Source organism: Streptomyces sp. NPDC048352, from assembly GCF_040651895.1.
Taxonomy (GTDB): domain Bacteria; phylum Actinomycetota; class Actinomycetes; order Streptomycetales; family Streptomycetaceae; genus Streptomyces.
This window is the reverse complement of sequence record NZ_JBEZKZ010000091.1, coordinates 1-17,123: the sequence shown is the minus strand read 5'-3', so window position 1 is coordinate 17,123 and position 17,123 is coordinate 1. Positions and strand designations below refer to the sequence as shown.

18 protein-coding genes are annotated in these 17,123 nt (G+C 71.5%); 4 read left to right on the top strand and 14 right to left on the bottom strand.

All coding sequences use genetic code 11. From position 1 onward, the window contains the following. Positions 1 to 290: 290 nt before the first annotated feature. Together AB0D45_RS30720 and AB0D45_RS30715 are read left to right on the top strand one after the other, a co-directional pair. Positions 291 to 1,520 (top strand): Ig-like domain-containing protein, encoded by a 1,230-nt coding sequence (locus AB0D45_RS30720; protein WP_362465089.1) that lies wholly within the window; start codon positions 291 to 293, stop codon positions 1,518 to 1,520. Positions 1,521 to 1,649: 129 nt separating this feature from the next. Further along, a complete protein-coding gene (locus AB0D45_RS30715) occupies positions 1,650 to 3,227 on the top strand; it encodes a CocE/NonD family hydrolase (RefSeq protein WP_362465086.1) in 1,578 nt (525 codons plus the stop codon). 34 nt (positions 3,228 to 3,261) lie between these two features. On the opposite strand, the gene AB0D45_RS30710 is transcribed toward AB0D45_RS30715, so the two are convergent. The 12 genes from AB0D45_RS30710 to AB0D45_RS30655 form a co-directional block, all read right to left on the bottom strand. Beyond that, entirely contained in the window at positions 3,262 to 4,140 is an 879-nt protein-coding gene (locus tag AB0D45_RS30710) for an amino acid ABC transporter permease (RefSeq protein WP_362465083.1), read from the bottom strand. Further along, the gene (locus AB0D45_RS30705; RefSeq protein WP_361603291.1) at positions 4,137 to 4,781 is read right to left on the bottom strand and encodes an amino acid ABC transporter permease; all 645 of its coding nucleotides are present in this window, start codon (positions 4,779 to 4,781) and stop codon (positions 4,137 to 4,139) included. Before AB0D45_RS30705 ends, AB0D45_RS30710 begins: the two co-directional genes overlap by 4 nt. A 16-nt stretch (positions 4,782 to 4,797) precedes the next feature. Beyond that, complete coding sequence (locus tag AB0D45_RS30700) at positions 4,798 to 5,703, bottom strand: glutamate ABC transporter substrate-binding protein (RefSeq protein WP_362465080.1); 906 nt, start codon at positions 5,701 to 5,703, stop codon at positions 4,798 to 4,800. Positions 5,704 to 5,714: 11 nt separating this feature from the next. Beyond that, the gene (locus tag AB0D45_RS30695) at positions 5,715 to 6,458 is read right to left on the bottom strand and encodes an amino acid ABC transporter ATP-binding protein (protein ID WP_361603297.1); all 744 of its coding nucleotides are present in this window, start codon (positions 6,456 to 6,458) and stop codon (positions 5,715 to 5,717) included. A gap of 112 nt (positions 6,459 to 6,570) precedes the next feature. Beyond that, entirely contained in the window at positions 6,571 to 7,011 is a 441-nt protein-coding gene (locus AB0D45_RS30690; protein WP_362465077.1) for a DUF6278 family protein, read from the bottom strand. 66 nt (positions 7,012 to 7,077) lie between these two features. Then, complete coding sequence (locus AB0D45_RS30685; protein ID WP_362465074.1) at positions 7,078 to 7,866, bottom strand: exodeoxyribonuclease III; 789 nt, start codon at positions 7,864 to 7,866, stop codon at positions 7,078 to 7,080. Between the two features lie 30 nt (positions 7,867 to 7,896). After that, complete coding sequence (locus AB0D45_RS30680) at positions 7,897 to 8,529, bottom strand: MBL fold metallo-hydrolase (RefSeq protein WP_361603306.1); 633 nt, start codon at positions 8,527 to 8,529, stop codon at positions 7,897 to 7,899. A gap of 46 nt (positions 8,530 to 8,575) precedes the next feature. Beyond that, the gene (locus tag AB0D45_RS30675) at positions 8,576 to 9,172 is read right to left on the bottom strand and encodes a hypothetical protein (protein ID WP_361603309.1); all 597 of its coding nucleotides are present in this window, start codon (positions 9,170 to 9,172) and stop codon (positions 8,576 to 8,578) included. Continuing rightward, a complete protein-coding gene (locus AB0D45_RS30670) occupies positions 9,169 to 10,338 on the bottom strand; it encodes an ROK family glucokinase (protein WP_361603312.1) in 1,170 nt (389 codons plus the stop codon). Before AB0D45_RS30670 ends, AB0D45_RS30675 begins: the two co-directional genes overlap by 4 nt. After that, positions 10,335 to 11,201: an ATP-binding cassette domain-containing protein gene (locus AB0D45_RS30665; protein WP_361603315.1), complete on the bottom strand. Its 867-nt coding sequence runs from the start codon at positions 11,199 to 11,201 to the stop codon at positions 10,335 to 10,337. Before AB0D45_RS30665 ends, AB0D45_RS30670 begins: the two co-directional genes overlap by 4 nt. Then, positions 11,168 to 12,208, bottom strand: coding sequence for an ABC transporter permease (locus AB0D45_RS30660; protein ID WP_362465069.1), 1,041 nt, complete (start codon positions 12,206 to 12,208; stop codon positions 11,168 to 11,170). The genes AB0D45_RS30665 and AB0D45_RS30660 overlap by 34 nt, the downstream gene beginning before the upstream one ends. Further along, positions 12,205 to 13,215, bottom strand: a complete 1,011-nt coding sequence (locus AB0D45_RS30655) for a sugar ABC transporter substrate-binding protein (protein WP_362465066.1) — start codon at positions 13,213 to 13,215, stop codon at positions 12,205 to 12,207. Before AB0D45_RS30655 ends, AB0D45_RS30660 begins: the two co-directional genes overlap by 4 nt. Positions 13,216 to 13,358: 143 nt before the next feature. Here AB0D45_RS30655 and AB0D45_RS30650 point away from each other — a divergent pair, with 143 nt between their 5' ends. Next, positions 13,359 to 14,363, top strand: coding sequence for a Gfo/Idh/MocA family oxidoreductase (locus AB0D45_RS30650; RefSeq protein WP_362465063.1), 1,005 nt, complete (start codon positions 13,359 to 13,361; stop codon positions 14,361 to 14,363). 106 nt (positions 14,364 to 14,469) lie between these two features. Here the strand turns inward: AB0D45_RS30650 and AB0D45_RS30645 are convergent, their stop codons facing one another. Both AB0D45_RS30645 and AB0D45_RS30640 read right to left on the bottom strand, forming a co-directional pair. Beyond that, complete coding sequence (locus tag AB0D45_RS30645; protein ID WP_362465061.1) at positions 14,470 to 15,390, bottom strand: DMT family transporter; 921 nt, start codon at positions 15,388 to 15,390, stop codon at positions 14,470 to 14,472. A gap of 133 nt (positions 15,391 to 15,523) precedes the next feature. Next, entirely contained in the window at positions 15,524 to 16,141 is a 618-nt protein-coding gene (locus AB0D45_RS30640) for a dihydrofolate reductase family protein (protein WP_362465058.1), read from the bottom strand. 189 nt (positions 16,142 to 16,330) lie between these two features. On the opposite strand from AB0D45_RS30640, the gene AB0D45_RS30635 reads away from it, so the two are divergent. Beyond that, positions 16,331 to 17,065 (top strand): SDR family oxidoreductase, encoded by a 735-nt coding sequence (locus AB0D45_RS30635; RefSeq protein ID WP_362465056.1) that lies wholly within the window; start codon positions 16,331 to 16,333, stop codon positions 17,063 to 17,065. Positions 17,066 to 17,123: the final 58 nt, after the last annotated feature.

Sequence of the window (17,123 nt, the reverse complement as noted above, 5' to 3'; positions counted from 1 at the left end):
TACCCCGGGCGGATCGGGCGGGTCTTCGCCCGGAATTCGCGGACGGTAGCGCCGTCGACCGCTTTCCACAAGGCCGAAAGTCCTTTATCCGAAACCGACACGAGTTTTCGGCCAGGGCTTGCCGGAACCGGTCACGGCGGCCGCCTCCTGCGTATGTGACCGTTCGGCAACCGTTGTGCTGCGGCCCATGTCACACGGCGCAGAGAGAGCCTTTTCCGGGGAATGCGCAACCTAAAGTCGTTCCGTTCACTCCTTGCTTGTGGACGATCATTACTTCGGAGGGGTTTTCCTTGAGCCGCACACGCCGTACCGCACTTCCGCGCCGCCGGGGCCGCCACGCCACGCTGGTCGGCACCGCGCTGCTGGCCGCCGCGCTGACCGCCTGCGGCGGCGGCTCGGGCGGGAAGGGCGCGGCCGGCGACGGCGGGGCGGACGCGAAGAACAAACCGGACATGGCAATCGCGGTGAACCTGACGGGCGGCCAGGTCAAGGCGGGTGAGCCGGTCCGGGTGACCCTCGCCGACGGGAAGTTCTCGCTGGTCAAGGTCACGGACGGCAAGGGCGGGGAGCTGCCGGGCCAGATATCCGCCGACGGGCGGACCTGGACCTCGGAACGCAACGCCTCCCCGGGCACCGACTACAGGGTCGAGGCGCAGAACACCGCGAGCCAGAGCGCGAGCACCCAGTTCAAGACCTCTCCCGCGGACAAGGTGAACAAGGTCTCCATCAACATCCCGAAGGGCAGCACGGTGGGCGTCGCGATGCCCGTCTCGCTCGTCTTCGACAATCCGGTGAAGAACAAGGCCGAGGTCGAGAAGCAGCTGAAGGTCGCCGCCTCGGACAACACCGAGGGCTCCTGGGGCTGGTTCAAGGATTACTCCGGCAAGGACCGGGTGGACTGGCGGCCGAAGGAGTACTGGAAGTCCGGCACCACCGTGAAAGTGGACATGCAGCTGAACGGCGTGGACTCCGGCACCGGCGGCGGACTCTTCGCGCGGGATTACAACACCGAGTTCACGATCGGCAAGGACCGCCGGATGGAGGTGAGCCTCGACACCAAGAAGATGACGGTCACCGAGGACGGCCAGGCGGTCAGGACGATCCCGGTCTCGGCGGGCACGCCGGGCGGCCAGAAGGCCTCCTGGTCGGGGAAGATGGTCCTGATGTCGAAGGAGGGCACCATCCGCATGGACTCCCAGACGGTGGGCCTGGGCGACTCCTACGACAAGATGGTCGACTACTCGATGCGGCTCACCTGGTCGGGCATGTACGCGCACGCCGCGCCCTGGAACTCCGGCAACTTCGGCCGCGTCAACAGCAGTTCCGGCTGCGTGGGCATGAGCGACGCCGACGCCCGGTCCTTCTACGAGCGCGTGCAGGTCGGCGACCCCTTCGAGGTGGTCGGCAGCGGCTCCAAGGGCAACGCCGAGCTCGGCAACGGGTACGGCGAGTGGAACCTGTCGTGGGACCAGTGGAAGGCGAAGAGCGCCCTCGCCGGCGGCGGCGCGCAGCAGGGCTGAGCGTACGGGCGGCCGCTGACCCCTCCTCAATTGTTACCGCTACGTAACTTACTCATGGGTTACCACCGGTAAGCCCCTCCGGTTACCGTCGGGTCACTTTCGGACACCGGCGCACGCGAGGAGCGATCGATGAGACCCCGCCCCACCACCGCAGTGGCCGCACTGCTGGCGGCAGCCGCCCTGGGCCTGGCCCCCCACCAGGCCCAGGCGGCCCCCGCCACCACCTCGCAGACGGACGCCTCGTCGCAGCTTCGCTTCCACGACATCCCCGGCTCCGGCGGCATCACCCTCAAGGGCAACGTCTTCACCCCGGCCGGCGCCGAGCCCGGCCGGAAGTACCCGCTGATCGTGCTCCCCACCAGCTGGGGCATGCCGCAGATCGAATACATCGCCCAGGCCAGGCAGCTCGCCGACTCCGGCTACGTGGTCGTCAGTTACACCTCGCGCGGCTTCTGGCTCTCCGGCGGACAGATCGAGACCGCCGGGCCGGCCGACATCGCCGACGTCTCCGCCGTCATCGACTGGGCCCTCGCCACCGCCCCCGCCGACCCCGGCCGCATCGGCCTCGGCGGGGTCTCGTACGGCGCGGGCATCAGCCTGCTCGCCTCCGCGCACGACCCGCGGATCAAGGCCGTGGTCGCCCTCAGCGGCTGGGCCGACCTCATCGACTCCATCTACTCCGGCCGCACCCAGCACCTCCAGGCCGCCGGGATGCTCGGCGCCGCCGGCCACCTCACCGGCCGCCCGGGACCCGAACTCCAGCAGATCCTCGGCGACTTCCTCGGCTCGAAGCTCGAGAACGAGCAGGCGATGATCGAGTGGGGCAGGAAGCGCTCCGCCGCCGACCAGGTGGACCGGATCAACGCCAACGGCGCCGCGCTCATGCTGGGCAACGCCTGGGGCGACACCATCTTCCCGCCCAACCAGTACGCGGAGTTCTTCGAGAAGCTCACCGGCCCCAAGCGCCTGGAGTTCCGCCCCGGCGACCACGCCACCGCCGAGGCCACCGGCCTGCTCGGCCTGCCCAACGACACCTGGACCAACGCCCACCGCTGGTTCGACCGCTACCTCAAGGGCGAACGCAACGGCGTCGACACCGAGGCTCCCGTACAGATCAAGTCCCGCAGCAGCGAAGGCTACGAGGGCTACCCGGACTGGAAGTCGGTGGGCTCCGGCGGCACCGAGCGGCTCCCGCTCGCCGACAGCGAGCACGTCTGGGCCAACGCCGACTCCGGCGCCAACGGCGGGATCCTCTTCCTCTCCAGCATCCTCGACCAGTTCGCGAAGGCCCCGCCGACCGCCTCGATCCCCCTCCTCCCCCGCGCCTTCGCCGCCGTCTGGCAGTCACCGCGCTACGAGCGGGAGCGCCGCGTCCGCGGGACCGTACGCGTGCACACCACCGTGACGCCCACCAAGGGGGACGGCACCTTCGTCGCCTACCTCTACGACGTCGGCCCGCTCGGCATCGGCAAGCTCGTCAGCAACGCCCCGTACACCTTCCACGGAAAGACGCCCGGCCAGTCCTTCGGGGTGGACCTCGACCTCTTCTCCACCGCCTACGACGTGCCCGCGGGCCACCGGCTCGCGCTCGTCGTGGACACCGTCGACCCGCTCTACATCGAGCACAACCCCACCGGCGCACAGCTGACCTTCTCCTCGCCGCGCACCGATCCCTCGTACGTCTCGGTGCCGCTGCGCGAGCAGTGATCCGCGGCTGCGGCCGGGGAGGCGGGCTCCGCGCCTACCTCCCCGGCAGTACCGTGCCCGGATCGGCGGGGGCGACCTCGACGGCCCTGGTCTTCATGCTGCGCCGCTCACGCCGCGCGACCCAGGTGGCGAACCAGGACAGCAGCATGCACATCCCGATGTAGATCGGCGAGATGATCATCACGATGGGGATGAACGGCAGGTCGTAGTCCAGGTTCGAGGCGATCAGCTTGCCCGCGTGCAGGAACTCCTCGTAGGTGATCAGGAAGCCCAGCGAGGTGTCCTTCAGGGCCACCACCAGCTGGCTGATGATCGCGGGCAGCATCGCGCGGACCGCCTGCGGGGCCAGCACGAAGGTCATCACCTGCGTCTTGCGCATGCCGAGCGCGTACGCCGCCTCGCGCTGGCCCTTCTCCACGGCGTTGATGCCCGTGCGGAAGACCTCGGCCAGCACCGACCCGTTGTACAGCGTCAGCCCCGCCACCAGCGCGGGCAGGGGCTGCACCTTCAGCGCCACGAAGACGAAGAAGATCATCACCAGTACCGGCATGGCCCGGAAGAACTCCACGCACAGCGTCGCCGGCCAGCGCAGCGGCCGGTGTGCCGAGAGCCGCCCGGCGGCGAGCACCGCACCGAGTGCGAGCGAGAGCACCGAGGCGTACGCGAAGGCCTTCAGGGTGTTCCCGAGCCCCTCGAGCAGCAGCTCCTGGATGCCCTCGTACCCGAAGGGGCGCCACTTGGCGGCGGTGAACTGGTGGGTGGCGAAGAGCAGGTGGAGGATCCATGCCAGCAGGGCGAGGATCACCACCGTCGAGGCGATCCCGTAGAGGAAGTGGCGCCGCCGGGCCCGGGGCCCGGGCAGGTCGTACAGCGCGGTGGACACCAGGTCCCCGTGCAGCGCGTGCGCGGTCATCGGGCGACTCCGTAGCGCTTCTCCAGCACGTTGAAGAGCGCGCTGATGGACAGGGTGATGATCAGGTAGCCGACGGCGATCCAGACGAAGGTCCAGATGATGCTGTACCCCAGCTCGTTGAGGGTCTTGTACGTGCCCAGCAGCTCGGTGACGCTGAAGGCGCCGGCGATCGCGGAGTTCTTCGCCAGCGCGATCAGGGTCGAGCCGATGGGCGGGATGACGGAGCGGAAGGCCTGCGGCAGCACCACCGTGCCCAGGGTCTGTCCGAAGGACATGCCCAGGCTGCGCGCTGCCTCACCCTGCCCCTTGGGCACGGTGTTGATGCCCGAGCGCAGCACCTCGCAGATGAAGGCCGAGGTGTAGCAGCCGAGCGCGAGGACGGCGAAGAGCTGGAAGGGCAGGACCAGTCCGAAGCGGGGCAGGCCCAGCAGCACGGCGAAGAAGAGCAGGGTGAGCGGGGTGTTGCGCAGCACGGTCACCCAGACCGTGCCGAAGACCCGGAAGGAGCCGACGGGCGCGACGCGGAAGGAGGCCATCAGGAAGCCGAGGACCAGGGCGAGGAGCGAGGCGTAGACGGTCAGCTCGACGGTGCCGAGGAAGCCCTTGCCGTAGAGCGAGAAGTTCTCGGTGAGTACGTCCATGGAGTGCGCTCTCCCCTCAGCTCGCCGGGTAGCGGTCGATGGCGGGCGGCTTGGGGGCGGGCCGGCCGGAGAGGCCGAGCGTGGCCTCGTAGGCCTTCTTCCAGTAGCCGTTCTTCTCGTCGGCGGCCAGGGCGTCGTCGAGGGCGAAGCGCAGGGCGTCGTCGCCGCGCGGGACGCCGATGCCGTAGGGCTCCTCGGAGAAGGGCTTGCCGACCACCTTGAGCTCCTCGGGGACCTTGGCGGCGTAGCCGAGGAGGATGGAGTCGTCGGTGGAGACGGCGTCGACCTGGTAGGTGAGCAGGTTGTCGACGCAGACCGAGTACGTGTCGTAGGCGACGAGGACCGCCTTGGGGAACTCCCGCTGGAGCCGCTGGTAGGGGGTGGAGCCGGCGGCCGAGCAGACCTTCTTGCCGGCGAGGTCGTCGGGGCCCTCGATGTCCTTCTCGTTCCTGCGGACCAGCAGGGACTGGCCCGCCATGAAGTAGGGGCCGGCGAAGCCGACCTGCTTCTTGCGGTTGTCGTTGATCGTGTAGGTGCCCACGTAGTAGTCGATCTGGCCGTTCTGCAGGGCGGTCTCCCGGTTGGCGGAGGCGATCGTCCTGAACTCGACGGTCTTGGGGTCGAAGCCGAGCGAGGCCGCCATCATCTTGGCGATCTCGATGTCGAAGCCGGAGTAGCGGCCGCTCGCGGGGTCCTTCTCCCCCATGTACGGCTGGTCCTCCTTGACGCCGACGACGAGGCGGCCGCGCCGCTTCGCCTTCTCCCAGGTGCCCGACTGCGGCAGCGAGAAGCCGGTGTCGACCCGGTAGGCGGGCAGGTCCTCGGGTTGGGGGCCCTTGACCGGGGGGCTGCCGGACTTGCCGCAGCCGGCGGCCGCGAGGAGCAGGGCGGCCAGGGCGAGTGCGCGCAGGGTGTGTTTCACCGGGCCGCCCCTCAGTGCTTGAGGATCTTGGAGAGGAAGTCCCTGGCCCGGTCGCTCTCGGGGGCGGTGAAGAAGGCCTCCGGGGTGCGGTCCTCGACGATCCTTCCGTCGGCCATGAACACGACGCGGTTCGCGGCGGAGCGGGCGAAGCCCATCTCGTGGGTGACCACGACCATGGTCATGCCGTCGCGGGCGAGCTGCTGCATGACCTCCAGCACCTCGTTGATCATCTCCGGGTCGAGGGCGGAGGTCGGTTCGTCGAAGAGCAGGGCCTTGGGGTTCATGGCGAGGGCGCGGGCGATGGCCACGCGCTGCTGCTGGCCGCCGGAGAGCTGGGCGGGGTACTTGTCCGCCTGGTCTGCGAGGCCCACCCGGTCGAGCAGTTCCCGGGAGCGCTTGTCGGCCTCCTCCTTCTTGCGCTTGCGCACCTTGACCTGGGCGAGCGAGACGTTGGCCAGGACGGTCTTGTGCGCGAAGAGGTTGAACGACTGGAAGACCATGCCGACCTCGGCGCGGAGCCCGGCCAGCTCCTTGCCCTCGGCGGGCAGTGGCCGGCCGTCGAGGGTGATGGTGCCGGACTCGATGGTCTCCAGCCGGTTGATGGCGCGGCAGAGGGTGGACTTCCCGGATCCGGAGGGGCCGATGATCACCACCACCTCCCCGCGGCCGACGGTGAGGTCGATGTCCTGGAGGACGTGCAACGTCCCGTAGTGCTTGTTCACGTCCCGCAGCTCGATCAACGGATCGACGGCCATACGCTGCCCTGCCCACTTGTCGGTGTGTCGAGGTCAGCGCAAACTATCCAGCCGCCGAAGGGGCTTCACCTCGACACGCCTAAAAGGCACATAAAGTACATTGGCCCTTTATTCACCCCTCGGAGGCCTCGGCGTAGGCCTGGCCGAGTTCCGGGGAGCCGGTCATCGCCCAGGACACCCCCGACTCGATCACGTTGAGCTCGCGCCCCGAGGCGAGGCGGATCACCGGCTGGCCGTTGGGCCAGACCTGCCAGCGGGCGCCCGGGAGGCTGCGGACGATCACGGTCCCGAGGTAGAAGCCGGCGTCGTTGCCCAGCCAGGGCACGGCCTCGGGGTCCCGTCGCCAGCGCGGCATCAGCTGGTCGAGTGCCGCCAACGAGGCCGGGGTCCCGTCGAGTTGGAGCCCGGCCGCCCTCGCCTGGGAGCGCAGCATCTCGCACTCCGAGAACAGCTCGGCGACGCCCTCGGGATCATCCGCGAGGGCGGCGGCGAGCCCCGCACCCTGTTCCGTTTCGTGCCGGTTCCGCCAGTTGGCCAGGAAAGGGATGTTCATACCGCCCAGCCTGGCACCCCGGCCCCGGGCTGGCCACAGGGCGCGCCTTGATCCTCCGGCCTATCCTCAGGCCGTCTGGACGTCCAGGTCCACGACGACGGGGGCGTGGTCGGAGGCGCCCTTGCCCTTGCGCTCCTCGCGGTCGACGTAGGCGTCCTTGACCGCCTTGGCGAAGGGCTCGTTGCCGTACACCAGGTCGATGCGCATGCCCCGGTTCTTGGGGAAGGCGAGCTGGCGGTAGTCCCAGAAGGTGTACGGCCGGTCGTACTTGAGCGCGCGCGGCACGACGTCGGTGAGCCCGGCGACGCGCAGGGCCTCCAGGGCGGCCCGTTCGGCGGGGGTGACGTGGGTGAGGCCCGCGAAGACGGCGGGGTCGTAGACGTCCTCGTCGGTCGGCGCCACGTTGAAGTCGCCGAGCACCGCGAAGGGGCGGGGGCCCGCGGCGTCTTCGGCGATGGCGGTGGTGAGGGCGCCGAACCAGTTCAGCTTGTAGCCGTAGTGGTCGTGCTCGACCTCGCGGCCGTTGGGCACGTACACCGACCAGACCCGCACCCCGCCGCAGGTGGCGGAGATGGCGCGGGGTTCCTGGACGCCCTCGTAGTCCGGGCCGCCCGGCAGGCCCATGACGACGTCCTCCAGGCCGACCCGGGACAGGAGGGCGACGCCGTTCCACCGGCCGGTGGCGTGCACCGCCGACTCGTAGCCCAGCTCGCGCAGCTCGGCGGCGGGGAACTGCTCCACGGAGCACTTGGTCTCCTGGACGCAGAGCACGTCCGTGCCGGAGCTCTCCAGCCAGGCCAGCAGGCGCGGCAGCCGGGCGGTGATCGAGTTGACGTTGTACGTGGCGATACGCATGCACACCAACCTACCGCCCGGCACCGACAGTCAGAATGCGGCGCTCTGACCTGCGCCGAGGCGGCTGTGCGGGGCGCCGCCGAGGGTGTCGAGGGCCATGTCGTAGATCGGCCGGGCGATGTCCGCGAGGTAGGCGTCGTGGATGTCGAAGGCCCGGGCCGGCTTGACCTCGCGGAGGTAGTCGATCACCTCGGAGACCTTGTTCCACGGAGCGTGCACCGGCAGCATCAGCGTCTCCACCGGGGCGTCCGGCACGGTCAGCGCGTCGCCGGGGTGGAAGAGGGAGCCGTCGACGAGGTAGCCGACGTTCGTGACCCGCGGGATGTCGGGGTGGATCACGGCGTGCAGCTCGCCGTGGACCTGGACCTCGAACCCGGCGGCGGTGAAGGTGTCGCCGTGGCCCACGGTGTGCACCCGGCCCGGGTAGGCGCCGGCCATCCGCTCCGCGACGCTGCGCAGGGTCCACAGCCCGGCGGCCGGGTTCGCGTCGAGCGCCGCGCGCAGCCGGCCCTCGTCGAAGTGGTCCGGGTGCTCGTGGGTGACCAGCAGGGCGTCCGCCCCGAGGCCCGCGTCCGGTTCGCTGAACGCGCCCGGGTCGATGACGAGCAGGCGCCCGTCCTTCTCCAACTGGACGCAGGAGTGCAGCCGTTTGGTGAGCTTCATGATCCCACCATAGGGCGTGCCCGGAAGCGGTCCGGGGAGCGGCGGTCTACGGAACCGCGGTGGAGACGACGTACACGCGGGGGGCGGCCGGGTTGGCGAGGTCGACCGTGACGTCCCGGGTGGGGCGCGGCTCCTTCGCCTCCAGGGTGACCCCGGACCACTTGTGCTTCGGGCTCCAGCTCCAGCCGGCCACCCCGGCGTCGCGGTCGGAGACCGACACTCCGGGGGTCAGCGCCTCCCGGCTGGTGCCGATGCCGGACAGGAAGGCGTCCAGCTCCGCGGGCGTCACCTGGAACTGGACGTAGAGCCGGCTGGTGTGCCAGTTGTTGGTCTCCAGGTAGCCGACGTGGGACGCCATCATCGGTATCGGCACCTCGTAGATGCTGCGCTGCACCCTGGACGGCCAGTCCGGGCGCACCTTGACCGCGCCGACCCGGGCGGCCTTGTCCCGGCCGCTCTCGCGGCTCTGCTGGGCCGAGACGAACAGGTAGCCCGCCGGGACGCCGATGAGCAGCACGATGATGATCGCGGTGACCCAGCGGCGCCGCAGGGTGTGCCGGCGGTCCGCCTGCTCCTCGGCGGTGGGCGGCCGGCCGCCCGCGTCGGGGGCGGGGGCCTGGCGGGGCAGGGAGGGCGGTGTCACTGCTGTTCCTGGTCCTTGCTGTCCGTGGGGCCCGCGGTGCCGCGCCGGCCGAGCTGCGCGTAGCGCTCGTGCCGTTCGACGCGCCGGCGCGTGGCGCGGCGGAAGCGCCGGGCGACGAGCCGGGCGAGGTCCGCGGCGCCGACCATGCCCGCCTCGGGGCCGAGCTGGGCCTTGGCGATCCGGGCCTCGGGGCGGTAGCCGCGGCCGGTGAGGTGGCGGCGGAAGGCGTCCCGGGCGGGGCCGATCAGGAGGTCGTCGGCGGCGCTGACGCCGCCGCCGATGACGAAGCAGGAGGGGTCGAGGGCGGCGGCGAGGTTGGCGATGCCGACGCCGAGCCACTGGCCGATGTCCTGGAGGAGCTCGACGCACATGGCGTCGCCCTCGCGGGCCAGCTCGGTGATGAGGGGGCCGGTGATCTCGTGGACGTTGCCGCCGACCCTGGCGATGATGTTGTAGGCCACCGGGGAGTCGGCGGCGGCCAGCTCGCGGGCCTCGCGGACCAGGGCGTTGCCGGAGCTGTACTGCTCCCAGCAGCCGCGGTTGCCGCAGGGGCAGCGGTGGCCGCCGGGGACGACCTGCATGTGGCCGAACTCGCCGGCCACCCCGTAGCGGCCGCGCTTGACCTGACCGTCCTCCAGGATGGCCCCGCCGATGCCGGTGCCCAGGGTGATCATGACGAGGTGGTCCTCGCCGCGGCCGGCGCCGAAGCGCCATTCGGCCCAGGCCGCGGTGTTGGCGTCGTTGTCCACCATGACCGGGACGGCGAGCCGGGACTGGAGCGCGTCGCGCAGCGGCTCGTCGCGCCAGGCGAGGTGCGGGGCGAAGAGCACGCGGGAGCGGTCGGCGTCGACCCAGCCGGCGGCGCCGATGCCCACGGCGTGCACGTCGTGCCGGTCGGACAGGTCGAGGACCAGTTCGACGATGGTGTCCTCGACGACCTTGGGGCTCTTGGACTTGTCCGGGGTCTCGGTGCGGATCTTCTCCAGGATGATCCCGTCGGCGTCGACCACGCCCGCCATGACCTTGGTGCCGCCGATGTCGATGCCGACGGTCGGCACGCGCGGGGCGGTCCGCAGCGAGCGCCGCTCGCGGGTCCCGACGGTCCGCAGGACGGTGCCCCGCGCCGCCCCGCGGTGGGCGAGCGTGAAGTCCCGGTACGTGCTCATCGAGTCGTTTCGTCCCTGTCGGAGGCCGGAGCGGAAGGGGTGGTCGCCCCTGATTCTGCCACCCGCTCCAGCTCGTGGCTCAGCTCCTCCAGCTCCGAGCCGCCCGCCATCTGCCGGGTGAGCTCGTCCAGGGTGATCGAGTCCCGGGTGTGACTGCCCGCCATGGCGCCCCGCTTGAGCAGGACGAAGCGGTCGCCGACGAGGTGGGCGTGGTGCGGGTTGTGCGTGATGAGCACCACTCCGAGGCCCGCGTCGCGGGCGGCCGCGACGTACTTGAGGACCACTCCGGACTGCTTGACGCCGAGGGCGGCGGTGGGTTCGTCGAGTACGAGGACCTTGGCGCCGAAGTGGACGGCGCGGGCGATGGCCACGCACTGCCGCTCGCCGCCGGACAGGGTGCCGATCGGCTGGTCGACGTCGCGCAGGTCGATGCCCATGCGCAGCAGCTCGGCGCGGGTGGTCTCGCGCATGAGCCGCACGTCGAGGCGGCGCAGGGGGCCGCGCCCCCGGGTGGGCTCGGAGCCGAGGAAGAAGTTGCGCCAGACCGGCATGAGGGGGACGACGGCCAGGTCCTGGTAGACGGTGGCGATGCCGTGGTCGAGGGCGGCGCGCGGGTTGGCGAGCTGCGTCGCGGTGCCCTCGATCTCGAAGGTTCCGCCGTCGTGCCGGTGCAGTCCCGCGATGATCTTGATGAGGGTGGACTTGCCCGCGCCGTTGTCACCGAGCACGCAGGTGATCTCGCCGGCCGACACCTCCAGGGAGACGTCCTTGAGGGCGCGGATGGTGCCGTAGTACTTGCCGACTCCGGTCAGTTTCACCAGTGGCGTGCTCATGCCCGTGCCTCCGCCCGCTTGCGGACCCATGCGTTCAGCAGCGTGGCGAGCAGCAGCATGGCGCCCAGGAAGAACTTGAACCAGTCGGGGTTCCACTGGGCGTAGACGATGCCGTTGCTGGTCATCCCGAAGATGAAGGCGCCGACGGCCGAGCCGATCGCGGAACCGTAGCCGCCGGTCATCAGGCAGCCGCCGATGACGGCCGCGATGATGTAGAGGAACTCGTTGCCCACGCCCTCCCCCGACTGGACGACGTCGAAGGAGAAGAGGATGTGCTGCCCGGAGATCCAGGCGCACAGGGCGACGCCCATGTAGAGGCCGATGCGGGTCTTGACGACCGGTACGCCGACCGCGCGGGCCGCGTCCGCCCCGCCGCCCACGGCGAAGATCCAGTTGCCGGCGCGGGTGCGCAGCAGGATCCAGGTGGCCACGACGACCAGGGCGAACCACCACAGGATGGTGACCTTGAGGGTGACCGAGCCGATGTTCCACTGCGAGGCGAACAGGGCGCGGGCGGAGGCGAAGCCCTCCATGTCGGCGATCGTCTTGGTGGAGACCGAGCCGCTGATCAGCTTGGTGAAGCCGAGGTTCAGGCCGGTCAGCATCAGGAAGGTGCCGAGCGTGATGATGAAGCTGGGCAGCTTCGTACGGGTCAGCATGAACCCGTTGAAGAAGCCGAGCGCCAGGGTGACCAGCAGGGAGACGAGGACGCCCACCCAGACGTTGGCGGTCATCTGGTAGCTGAACATCGAGCTGATCAGCGCCGAGGTGGTGACCATGACGCCGGCCGAGAGGTCGAACTCGCCGCCGATCATCAGCAGAGCGACGGGGACCGCCATGATGCCGATGGTGGAGGCCGAGTAGAGGACGGTGCTGAGGCTGGAGGCCTTCAGGAAGCTGTCCGCGGCGAAGCAGAAGAAGACGAAGACCGCGGCGGCGCCGACGACGGCGCCCAGCTCGGGGCGGCCCAGCATGCGCCGGACGTGGGAGGCGGGCGCGAGCCGTTCGTCCGCGGCCGGGGCGGCGGGGGTGCTCATCGGCTGCCCCGCTTGATGTACTTCTCCAGCTCGGCGGCCTCCGCGGCGGTCACGATCTGCGGGCCGGTCAGCACCGGGCGGCCGCCGCCGAGGACGTCCGCGTTGTAGCGGTAGAGCCACAGCAGGTCGACGGCCTGGTAGCCCTGGAGGTAGGGCTGCTGGTCCACGGCGAAGCCCAGCGCCCCGGACTCGAGGTCCCGGGCGACGGACTCGTTGAGGTCGAAGGTGTCCACCTCGGCCTTGCTGCCCGCCGCGTCCTTCGCCTTGACGGCGGTGGGGGCGAAGGGCGCGCCCAGGGTGACGACGGCGTCGACGGAGGGGTCGGCCTGGAGCTTGGCCTGGACGGCCGACTGGACGGAGGGCATGTTGGTGCCCTCGACGTACAGGTTCTCCAGCTCCCCGCCGAAGGTCTTCTTCGCCCCGGCGCAGCGCTGCTCGTGGCCGACGTTGCCCTGCTCGTGCAGGACGCAGACGGCCTTCTTGCGGCCCCGCTTCGTCAGCTCGGTGCCGACCGCCTCGCCGGCGATCTGCTCGTCCTGGCCGATGTGGGTGAGCGCGCCGTACGCGGCCGACTGCGCGGAGCCGGAGTTGACCGTCACCACCGGGATGCCGGCCTTGACGGCCTTGGCGAGGACGTCCTTGAGGGCTTCGGGCTTGGCGAGGCTGACGATGATCCCGTCGGCCTTCTGGTCGATGGCGTTCTGCACGAACTGGGCCTGCTGCTGCGCCTGGTCGTCGTGGGAGTAGACGAAGTTGATGTTGTCCTTGGCCGCGGCCTCCTTGGCGCCCTTCTGCACGATGTCCCAGAAGGTGTCGCCGTCGCCCGCGTGGGTGACCATCGCGAAGGTCCAACGCGGCGTGGACACGGCGGGCCGGCCCGCCTCGGCGGCCTTCGCCCGTTCCTCGGCGCGCTTGCCGCCCGTGCTGCTGCAGCCCGCGAGGGAGGCCCCCAGTACCGCCGCGAGCACGGCGCCGACGACGCGTACCCCTGTCCGAACCCTAGCCACGTCCCCGTGCCCTTCCCTCGTCCGTCATCAATCGGTCATTTGCGGTTTCAGCCGCCCAGTATCCGCCACAGTGGACCATGCAGGGTCATCGGGGCATGCCCGGGCAGATTGACAGGTCCCCCGTACGGGGTCACGTTGAGTGCATGCGCATCGGGCTGATCGGAACGGGCCGGATCGGCTCCTTCCACGCGGCCGCCCTGGCCCGCCACCCGGACGCCGGGTCGCTGCTGCTGGCCGACGCCGACCCGGCGCGGGCCGCGCGGCTCGCGGACCGGCTGGGGGCCACTGCCGCCCCGACCGTCGACCAGGTCTTCACCTGGGGGGTGGACGCCGTGGTGGTGGCCTGCGCCACGGAGGGCCACGCCGAGCTCGTCGTACGGGCGGTGCGCGGCGGGCTGCCGGTGTTCTGCGAGAAGCCGCTCGCCCCGGACCTGGCGCGCTCCCTGGCGGTGCTGCGCGAGGTGGGGGCCGCCGGCGGGACGCTCCAGGTGGGCTTCATGCGCCGGTTCGACGCGGGCTACCGGACCGCGCGGGAGCTGGTCCGTTCGGGCGCCCTGGGCCGGCTGCACACGGTGCGCACGATGACGGCGGACCCGGCTCCCCCGCCGGCCGCCTACCTCGCGGCCTCGGGGGGCCTGTACCGGGACTGCCTGGTGCACGACTTCGACATGGTCCGCTGGGTGACCGGGCGCGAGGTGACGCAGGTGTACGCGACCGGTTCCGACCGGGGTCCAGCCCGGTTCCGGGAGACGGGGGACGTCGACACCGCGGCCGCCGTGCTCACCCTGGACGACGGGACGCTGGTCACCAGTACCGGCAGCCGCTGCAACGGCGCCGGGTACGACGTGCGGATGGAACTGGCCGGGGAGCTGGACCAGGTCTCCTGCGGGCTGGACGACCGGACCCCGATCGCCTCGACCGAGCCGCACGGCCCGCCGCCGGCGAGCAAGCCGTGGACGGGCTTCCTGGAGCGCTTCGGCCCCGCCTACGAGGCCGAGCTGGCGGCCTTCGTACGGCTGGTGCGCGGCGAGGGGGACAACCCGTGCGACGGGATCCAGGCGCTCGCCGCGTTCCGCGTGGCCGAGGCCTGCGAGCGCTCCCGGCGCGAGCGCCGCCCCGTGCGGCTGGAGGAGCTCCCGGGCCTGTAGGGGTGACGCGCCGGCGGGCATGCGGGCCACAGTAGGGCCGGCGATCAAGCCCGAAGGAGCCGATTACCGGCCAATCGAAACGGGCCCGCGTGAGGGGCGGGAGCGCTCAGCGCGCCGCGCGGCGCCCCCAGGCGGTGCCGGCGAGGACCAGCGCCGCACCGGTGAGGCCGAGGGGGGCGAGGTGCTCGCCGCCGATGGCGATGCCCGCGGCGGCCGCCCACAGCGGTTCGGTGCCGAGCAGCAGGCTGACGCGGGAGGGCGAGGTACGGCGTACGGCCCACATCTGCACGAAGAAGGCGAAGAGGGTGCAGAAGACGGAGAGGAAGGCGAGCCCGGCCCATTGGGCGGCGCCGAAGCCGGCGGCCGCCGCCCAGGGGCCGTCCCCGGTGCCGGGCAGCGCGGCCAGCAGGGCGAAGACCAGGACGGCTCCGCCGAGCTGGACGGTGGTGAGGGAGAGGGAGTCGGCGTCCTGGACGGCCTTGATCCGCGCCATGAGCAGCACGTGCACCGTACGGGCCAGGGCGGCACCGAGAATGAGCAGGTCACCGGGTCCGGGCGCGGTGAACCCGGCGCCCTGCGTGAGCAGCACGACCCCCGCGACGGAGACGGCGGCCGCCCCGAGGAAGGCGGCCGGGGGCGCCTGGCGGCGTACGGCGGACTCGGCGAGCGGGGTGAAGATCATGGTCAGGCTGATGATCAGACCGGCGTTGGTGGCGGAGGTGTGCACCACCCCGTAGGTCTCCAGCAGGAAGATCCCGCCGAGTACGAGGCCCAGCGCGCCGGCCCCGCGCAGCTGGGCGGCGCTCAGCGCCCGCAGCCGCCGCCGTCCGGCCACGACGAGCACCGGCAGCACCAGCGCGAAGCGCAGCACGAGGACCGCGATCACGGTGTGCGCGGTGGTGATGCCCTTGGCGGCGAGGTAGCTGCCGCCCCAGACGACGGCGACGAGCAGGACGGGCAGGTCCGCGAGCCAGGCCCGCCGGGGGGCGAGCGCGGGGGCGGGAACGGGGGCGGCGAGGGTGGACACCGGGCGGCTCCGACGGCGGGAAGGGCGTGGAGACGGCGGCGGCTCGCACGGATGCGGGGTCACCGTACCCGAGTCGATCTTCCCGGGGCGACCGGAAAGATCCCGCCCGCACGGCGCCCCGGCGGGCGGGGGCTCAGTCCTCGAAGGTGCCGAAGGAGGCGCGGCCCGTGGGGCGGTAGGTGTGGATGGCGGTGCCGGAGCCGGTGGTGCGCGAGCCGGTCGTCTCGAAGGCCGTGGGCAGGCCGCCGGTGGGGAAGAGGCGCCGGCCCGCGCCGAGGAAGACGGGGAAGACCAGCAGGTTCAGCTCGTCGACGAGGTCGCGCGCGAGCAGCCACTGGGCCAGCTGCCCGCTGCCGTGCACCTGGAGCTCCCCCTCCAGGGCGTCCTTGACGCGGACGATCTCCGACTGGAGGTGCTCCCCGTCCAGGACGGTGGCGGGACCCCAGGCGGGCTCCTTGAGGGTGGTGGAGGCGACGTACTTCGGCAGCCGGTTGAGCCCGCCGGCGATCGGGTCGGCCGGCTCGTCGTGCTGCGGCCAGTAGGAGGCGAAGATCTCGTACGTCCGGCGCCCCAGGAGGAAGGCCCCGGCCCGGTCGAAGACCTCGCCCATGAACTCCCCCATGCCCTCGTCGGCGAAGGGCACGAGCCAGCCCCCGTACGCGAACCCGCCGCTGCGGTCCTCCTCGGGCCCGCCGGGGGCCTGCATCACTCCGTCGAGGGTCAGGAAGGTGGTGAGGGTCAGCTTGCCCATGGCGCGGCGCTCCTTGTGTCGGTGTCCCGTGTCCGGTTACCCGTTGTTCCGGTACGTGTGCAGACTCCCGCCGGCGCGCGGACTCATCGGTGCGGCGCGCGTGAACGCGAGGTCGGATTCCCGCCAGCGCCGCCCGCCCCCCGAGGATTTCATTGAACCCGCAACCAAATGGACCGCGGGAGGACACACATGAACGGCAACAGGGTGGCTCTGGTGACGGGCGGCAGCCGGGGTATCGGGGCGGCCACCGCGCTGCGGCTGGCCGAGGACGGCTTCGACGTGGCACTCACCTACGTCGGCGGCGCGGAAGCCGCGGCCGAGGTCGTCGGCAAGATCGAGGCGCTCGGCCGCAGGGGCCTGGCGGTACGGGCCGACGCCGGCACCGCCGACGGTCCCCGGACGGCGGTGGAGGAGACGGTACGCGCCCTCGGGCGGCTCGACGTCCTGGTCAACAACGCCGGCGTGAGCGTGCTCGGCCCGATCGGCGAGCTCGGCGACGCCGACGTGGACCGGGTCCTCGGCGTCAACGTCCGGGGCGCCTTCCTGGCCGCGCAGGCCGCGGCCGGGCACCTGCGCTCCGGCGGGCGCGTCGTCACCGTCGGCAGCTGCATCGTCCAGCGGGTCCCCGGCCCGGGCGGCACCCTGTACGCGATGAGCAAGGCGGCCATGTCCGGTCTGACGAAGTCCCTCGCCCGGGAGCTCGGCGGACGCGGCATCACCGCGAACCTGGTGCACCCCGGCCCCACGGACACCGACATGAACCCCGCCGACGGCCCGTACGCGGACCCGCAGCGGGCGATGACGGCCCTCGGGCGGTACGGCACCTCGGAGGAGGTGGCCGCGATGGTGTCCTTCCTCGCCGGGCCGGACGCCGCGTACGTCACCGGGGCGGAGTTCTCGGTGGACGGCGGCCACGCCGCCTGAGCGGGGGACGCGCCGCCCCACCCGGGCGGCGCCCCCCCCCACGCCCCGGGGGGGGGGC

Bases quoted from the DNA above. Each gene is read 5' to 3' on its own strand.
- AB0D45_RS30710 (WP_362465083.1), bottom strand. From the start codon at position 4,140: ATGACCGCGCACGCGCTGCACGGGGACCTGGTGTCCACCGCGCTGTAC.
- AB0D45_RS30660 (WP_362465069.1), bottom strand. From the start codon at position 12,208: ATGAGCACCCCCGCCGCCCCGGCCGCGGACGAACGGCTCGCGCCCGCC.
- AB0D45_RS30685 (WP_362465074.1), bottom strand. From the start codon at position 7,866: ATGCGTATCGCCACGTACAACGTCAACTCGATCACCGCCCGGCTGCCG.
- AB0D45_RS30705 (WP_361603291.1), bottom strand. From the start codon at position 4,781: ATGGACGTACTCACCGAGAACTTCTCGCTCTACGGCAAGGGCTTCCTC.
- AB0D45_RS30665 (WP_361603315.1), bottom strand. From the start codon at position 11,201: ATGGGTCCGCAAGCGGGCGGAGGCACGGGCATGAGCACGCCACTGGTG.
- AB0D45_RS30695 (WP_361603297.1), bottom strand. From the start codon at position 6,458: ATGGCCGTCGATCCGTTGATCGAGCTGCGGGACGTGAACAAGCACTAC.
- AB0D45_RS30680 (WP_361603306.1), bottom strand. From the start codon at position 8,529: ATGAAGCTCACCAAACGGCTGCACTCCTGCGTCCAGTTGGAGAAGGAC.
- AB0D45_RS30670 (WP_361603312.1), bottom strand. From the start codon at position 10,338: ATGAGCACGTACCGGGACTTCACGCTCGCCCACCGCGGGGCGGCGCGG.
- AB0D45_RS30635 (WP_362465056.1), top strand. From the start codon at position 16,331: ATGAACGGCAACAGGGTGGCTCTGGTGACGGGCGGCAGCCGGGGTATC.
- AB0D45_RS30690 (WP_362465077.1), bottom strand. From the start codon at position 7,011: ATGAACATCCCTTTCCTGGCCAACTGGCGGAACCGGCACGAAACGGAA.
- AB0D45_RS30715 (WP_362465086.1), top strand. From the start codon at position 1,650: ATGAGACCCCGCCCCACCACCGCAGTGGCCGCACTGCTGGCGGCAGCC.
- AB0D45_RS30650 (WP_362465063.1), top strand. From the start codon at position 13,359: ATGCGCATCGGGCTGATCGGAACGGGCCGGATCGGCTCCTTCCACGCG.
- AB0D45_RS30640 (WP_362465058.1), bottom strand. From the start codon at position 16,141: ATGGGCAAGCTGACCCTCACCACCTTCCTGACCCTCGACGGAGTGATG.